This window comes from Roseisolibacter sp. H3M3-2 (genome assembly GCF_029211165.1).
Lineage (GTDB): Bacteria > Gemmatimonadota > Gemmatimonadetes > Gemmatimonadales > Gemmatimonadaceae > Roseisolibacter.
Genome location: NZ_JARGEK010000330.1, coordinates 1 through 5,497, shown reverse-complemented (window position 1 = coordinate 5,497; position 5,497 = coordinate 1). Strand labels below are relative to the sequence as shown.

Here is a 5,497-nt window from a genome sequence, read left to right as displayed (position 1 = left end):
CAAGGAGTTGAGACCACGATTTGTCTTCCTAAGACCGCTTGGCCTCCGACTTCCCGGCGTCGCCGCGCGACGCGCGCCACGCGCTGGCCAGCGCGCTGCAGAAGGCCGACCGCGCGCTGGCCGACAGCCAGCCGCTGCGCGCCGCGTCGCCCGCCGCGCCCCCCGCGCCGCCGGCGGCCGAGCCCCCGGAACCGCGCCGCGGCTCCGCCACCGAGTGGCGCGAGTCGCAGAAGCTGGCCGAGCGCGAGTGGAAGGAGCACCTGCGCGAGCAGCGCCGCGAGTGGCGCGATCGCCGCCAGGAGCAGCGCGAGCACTTCAAGGACCAGCTGCGCGACCAGCGCGACCAGTTCAAGGAGCAGGTCCGGCTCGACGTCTCCCTCGGGCGCGCGGGGCCGCCGGTGTCGCTGTCGCGCGGCGAGGTCCCGGGCAACGCGCCGCTCGGCGGGATGCCCGGCATGCCGGGGATGGCGCCGGCCCGCATGCCGCTCGGGATCCCGCCGCTGGCGGGGCCGCACGCGGGCGCGGCCTGGGGCGGCGCGATGGGGCACGAGCTCCCGCTCGACCGGCGCGCGGAGCTGTTCCGCCGCAAGGCGAAGAGCACGCTCCTGCTGCTGCTGTTCCTGACGATCGTCAACGGTCTGCACCTCTTCCTGCCGCCGTGGGTGCTGATCGTCGGCTTCTTCTCGGTGCGCGACCTGCGGCGGCGCTGGCGCCCGCTGCGCGACGAGGGGCTGGTCTTCTCCGAACTGCTGCTCGAGGGGACGCAGGCCGCGGTCGCCGGGGCGCAGGTGCGCCCGGTGCGGCGCGCCGGCCGGACGCTGGAGCAGCGCGCGCGCCGCTTCCGGCGCCGCGTCAAGCAGTTCGCCGCGTTCGCGCTGGTCGGCCTCGGCGGACTCCTGCTCGCCGCGTCGTCGGGCGAGGAGGGGTTCTTCGCGGTCATGATGCTCGGGTTCTTCCTCGCGCTGCTCGCCGGCGTCGGCGCGCTGCGCAACGGGCGCCACGTCTCGCGCGCCGGGATGCGGTGGCGCGACGCCATGCAGCACGACTGGGAGGAGCGCGTCGCCGCGCTCCAGCCGCGCCCGCGCGAGGAGGTGCTGGCCGAGGAGGCGCGGCGCCTCGCCAGCGCGTCCGTCCTCCAGGGGCCGTACGGCGCCGCGCTGCAGGGGGCGCTCGACGATCGCCTGGTGGTGCGCGAGACGATGGCCAAGCTGTCCGAGGCCGACCGCGCGCTCATCCCCGACGTGCGCCCGACGGTCGACGCGCTCGTCGACCGCGTCGCGGGGCTCGTGCAGTCGCTGTCGCGCCTCGAGGGGGACGTCCGCCCGGGTCAGGTCGAGGAGCTGGACGCGCGGCTGGCGCAGGCGCGCCGCGAGCCCGCGGGCGCCCCAGACCGCGACCGCAAGGTCGCGCTGCTGGAGCGGCAGCGCGCGTCGATCGCCGACCTCGCGCAGCGTCGCGCGGCGATGGTCGCGCAGCTGGAGAGCGCGCAGCTGGTCCTGCAGAACATGAAGTTCGACCTGCTCAAGCTGCGCGCGTCGGGCGTCGGCGCGCTCGCCGAGGTGACGACGGCGACGCAGGAGGCGCGGGCGCTGTCGCGCGACATCCAGTACGCGCTCGAGGCGGCGGCCGAGGTGCGGTCGCGCTGACCGCCGCGTGGGCGGCGGCGGCGCCGGCCCTTGCCGGTCGGCCGGATCGGCGGGAGGTTCGGGCAGCGCCCCCGCCGCCCGGGCGGGGGCCGGACCCGCCAGTCCCCTCCCCGGATGTCCGCTCCCCGCCTCGGCGCCGCGTTCCTCGCGGCCGCCCTCCTCGCCGCCTGCGCCGACGACGCGCGCGCCCCGCTCGCCCCCGACGACTCCGCCCCGCGCCTCGCCGCCTCCCCCGGGCAGGAGCGGCAGGCCGCGAAGACCTCCCTCGAGCTGATCGAGGACGACTGGGAGGGCGGGGCGCTCGACCGCGACAACGCGAACCGCTACCGCGCCTACGCCCTGATGGCGCCCGAGAAGCTGCCGTCCAAGTACCGCAGCGCCGCGCGCGGCAAGGACGCGACGCCGTCGATGGTCGAGATGGCCCGCGACTGGTCCGCGCTCTCGGAGCCGACCAAGAAGGAGATCCGCGACCTCCGCGCGAACGGCTTCGGCAACCTGCAGCGCACGAAGGAGACGACGCACTTCGTGCTGCACTACACGACGCAGGGCGACTGGGGCGTCCCGTCGCGCGACGCCGACCGCAACGGCACCCCCGACTTCATCGACGTCGCCGCCGAGAGCTGGGAGCACATCTGGCAGCGCGAGATCGTGCAGCTCGGCTACCGCGCGCCCAAGTTCACCACCGACCACGCGGGCAACCCGTCGCAGAAGTTCCACGTGTACTACCGCGACCTGCCGTACTACGGCTACTGCGTCCCGGAGAACGTCGAGCTGGAGTCGGCGTCGCCGGTGCCGGTCGGCACCGCGTCGGGGTGGATCGTCATCGAGAACGACTTCTACGGCTTCCCGGCGAACGACGAGGACGTGACCGGGACCGAGGTGATCCGCAGCGGCGCGCTGAAGGTCACGCAGGCGCACGAGTTCATGCACGCGCTCCAGTTCAACACGAACATCTACGCGTCGCGCTGGATGTACGAGGCGCACGCGACGTGGGCCGAGGACGCGGTGTACGACGGCGTCAACGACTGGCGCGGCTACGTGAACTCGTTCTTCCGCACGCCGGACCTGCCGCTCACCGCGCGCAACCCGTACGGCGGCGCGTTCTTCATGCAGTGGGTGACCGACCGCGGCGGCGTCGACCTCGCCCGCCGCATCCTCGAGGCGACGCGCACGCAGTCGTTCGCCGACGCGCTCCAGTCGCTCGCGCTGGGCGGCAGCTGGGCGGGGATCGCCGCCTTCGCGCCCGCGCAGCCGACGCTCGGCGTCGCCGACTACGCGACCGGCACGTCGGTCGTCCCCAACCCGCGCACCGCGCTGCTGCTGCGCGCCACGCACGACGCCTACCCGGTGAGCGTCGCCGTGCCGGCGGCCACCAAGCAGGTCGCCAACGGCGCGCCGTGGGGGCAGGGCGCGAACTACGTCGAGTTCCTCCCGACGGGCGCCGACGGCACGCTGACGCTCACCGTCGACGGCGCCGACGGCTACGCCTGGCGCGCCTACGCGATCGTGACGGCCAAGACGGGCGGGACCACGACCGTGCCGATCGCGCTCGACGGGGCGTCGGCGGGGACGGCGACGATCCGCGGCTTCGGGCGCACGGCGGCGAAGGTCACGCTCGCGGTGACGATCGCCGACGCGAAGGGGGTGCAGGTGCCGTTCGCCTACGGCGCGACCCTCGGCGGCGCCGTCGCCAACTGACGCGGCATCCGGCGCGGTGGGCGGGCGCTCGCGTGGCCCGCCTACCGCACCCCGCCGCGCGCCCGCGCCAGCGCCAGGTACTCGGCGGTCGGCAGCGCGGGCGCGAACGAGCCGGCCACGCGCTCCAGCGTGCGGAGCGCCGCCTCGCGCGACGCGTCCCGCCGCCACGCCATGTACGCGAAGGTGAGCCCGCGCGCCGAGTCGTCGCGCACCAGCACCCACGCCGGGCGGCGGGCCATGTTCGCCTCGTACGTCCCGGTGCCGACGGCGACCGCGTCGCCGCCGGCGTCGGCTTCCCACGTCAGCCCTTCGACCCCGAGCGCCACGGTGCGCAGCGCACGATCGGCCGCCTCGGCGCGCGTCGTCGGCGTCCAGGCGGCCACCACCAGCCGCTCCGCGTACGGGGTGGTCGACCCCATGTACTGCGGCGAGCCGGGGACCCGGCCGAACGCGAACAGCGCGAGGCCGTCGCGCTCCTCCGGCTCGCGGTCGGCGAGGCGCCGCGGCACCGCGACGTGTCCCAGCTCGCGCAGCGCGCGCCGCGTCGCCGAGGCGCCGCGCATCCGGCTCGCGCCGTACCACGCGGTCGAGGCGAGCAGCGCGATGAGCAGGATGCGCACGGGGCCTCAGAGCCGGGCGGACAGCAGCGCGCCGATCTCGGCGTCGCCGAACATCCCGGCCGAGCGCTGCCCCCACGCGCCGCGCAGCCGGAGCACGCCGCCCTCGAAGGTCAGCGCCATCGCCGAGGTGTCGGCGACGTTCGCGATCGCGACCTCGCGCAGCCCCTCGCGCACGGCCTCGCGTCCCAGCGCGTCGCGGCAGACCACGCGCAGCGCCATCGCCACTCGGTGGCAGGCGGAGTACTCCAGCAACGAGAGCGCCTCGGCGTCGTCGGCGAAGGTGTCCCAGTCGACGGCGTACGGGATCGCGCGGCCGCAGATGTCCGCCAGCTCGCGCTCGCGCTCGGGGAGGATGGTCTGCTGCAGCTCCAGGATGCGGCGGCGTTCGGCGAGGCCCATGGCAAGCTCCGGTGCGTCGGGTAGGGGAGGGGTGGCGAGCGTCGGCAACCTGCGCGGCCGCGGTCACGCGCCCGTCACCGCGGGCGACACCGCGCGCGGCGGCCGGGGTGATCGCGGGGTGATCGCCGCCCTCCATGGTTTCCCGCCATGAGCCATCCCTTCGACGACCGCGACGCCGCCGACCGGGCCTACGACGCGCGCATCCGCCGGCTGCGCGCCGACGAGATCTCGCGCCGGACCGGGCGCCCCGCCGACGAGATCCTCGCCGGGTGGGACGCGGAGGACGCCGCCTTCGCGCGCCGGCTGTCGGTCTGGGGGCGGCAGGCTGACCCCGACGACGCGACGCTCGGTCCGCACTTCCGGGTCACGTCGGAGATGCGCGGCGAGACGATCCACTACGTCGAGACCGACGAGGCGGGGGCGGTCGTCCGCCAGACCAGCGTGCCGTTCTTTTGGACGGCCGGCTACGAGATCCACGTCGACGGGCTGCGGTACTGGTGGCACCCCGCGCGCCGCGTCGAGAGCGCGATGAGCGACGCCGAGCGCCGCGCGGTGGTCGCGCGCATCGTCGCGTGGGCTCGGCGCGAGCAGGGGGTGGCGCTCGTGGTGCGCGGCGACGGGGAGGGCTGACCGCGTGCGCCCCGTCTCCTGGCCCGCGACGATCGGCGTCGCCCTGCTCACCGCCCCCGCGGCGTGCCTCGCCGCCGGCTACGTCGCGTCGCGCTACGCCAGCTGGTACGCCTGGTCGCAGCGCGAGGGCGCGGCCGGCTACGCCGTCATCGCGTGGGCGCTGCTCGGGCTCGTGGCCGGCGCGGTGCTCGGCGGCGTGGTGGCGCGCGTCTTCGGGGCGGCGCTCGGCGGGGGCTTCGTGCGTCCGCTCGGGGGCGCGCTGGCGGGCGTGCTCCTGCTCGCGGGGACGGCGTTCGGGCTCGGACGCCTCGGCGCCGACCCGCCGCCGCGCCTCGACGGCGAGCGGCTGCACCTCCAGGTCGAGCTGCGCTGGCCGGCCGACCGCCGAGAGTCCCCCGCCGCCCCGCCCGGCGGCGTCTCGCGCGTGGTGTACGAGCGCGCCGCGCTCCTCGGCGGCGGGCGCCGGCGGGCGCGCGCGCGCGCGCTGTGGGTCGAGGACGCGCG

The 5,497-nt window shown here is 76.3% G+C and carries 5 protein-coding genes and 1 pseudogene; 4 read left to right on the top strand and 2 right to left on the bottom strand.

The features are described from left to right. Positions 1-38: 38 nt before the first annotated feature. Together PYV61_RS20245 and PYV61_RS20240 are read left to right on the top strand one after the other, a co-directional pair. Entirely contained in the window at positions 39-1,646 is a 1,608-nt protein-coding gene (locus PYV61_RS20245; protein WP_275835016.1) for a hypothetical protein, read from the top strand. Positions 1,647-1,760: 114 nt separating this feature from the next. Then, complete coding sequence (locus PYV61_RS20240; protein ID WP_275835015.1) at positions 1,761-3,344, top strand: MXAN_6640 family putative metalloprotease; 1,584 nt, start codon at positions 1,761-1,763, stop codon at positions 3,342-3,344. A 41-nt stretch (positions 3,345-3,385) separates the two neighbouring features. Here PYV61_RS20240 and PYV61_RS20235 read toward each other — a convergent pair whose 3' ends face one another. Then, on the bottom strand, positions 3,386-3,964 hold the full coding sequence (locus PYV61_RS20235) for a hypothetical protein (RefSeq protein ID WP_275835014.1): 579 nt from the start codon (positions 3,962-3,964) through the stop codon (positions 3,386-3,388). A 6-nt stretch (positions 3,965-3,970) separates the two neighbouring features. Further along, positions 3,971-4,363, bottom strand: coding sequence for a hypothetical protein (locus PYV61_RS20230; RefSeq protein ID WP_275835013.1), 393 nt, complete (start codon positions 4,361-4,363; stop codon positions 3,971-3,973). Between the two features lie 147 nt (positions 4,364-4,510). On the opposite strand from PYV61_RS20230, the gene PYV61_RS20225 reads away from it, so the two are divergent. Both PYV61_RS20225 and PYV61_RS20220 read left to right on the top strand, forming a co-directional pair. After that, complete coding sequence (locus PYV61_RS20225) at positions 4,511-4,993, top strand: hypothetical protein (protein WP_275835012.1); 483 nt, start codon at positions 4,511-4,513, stop codon at positions 4,991-4,993. A 4-nt stretch (positions 4,994-4,997) separates the two neighbouring features. Then, positions 4,998-5,497: pseudogene (locus PYV61_RS20220) on the top strand (hypothetical protein); the annotation flags it as partial.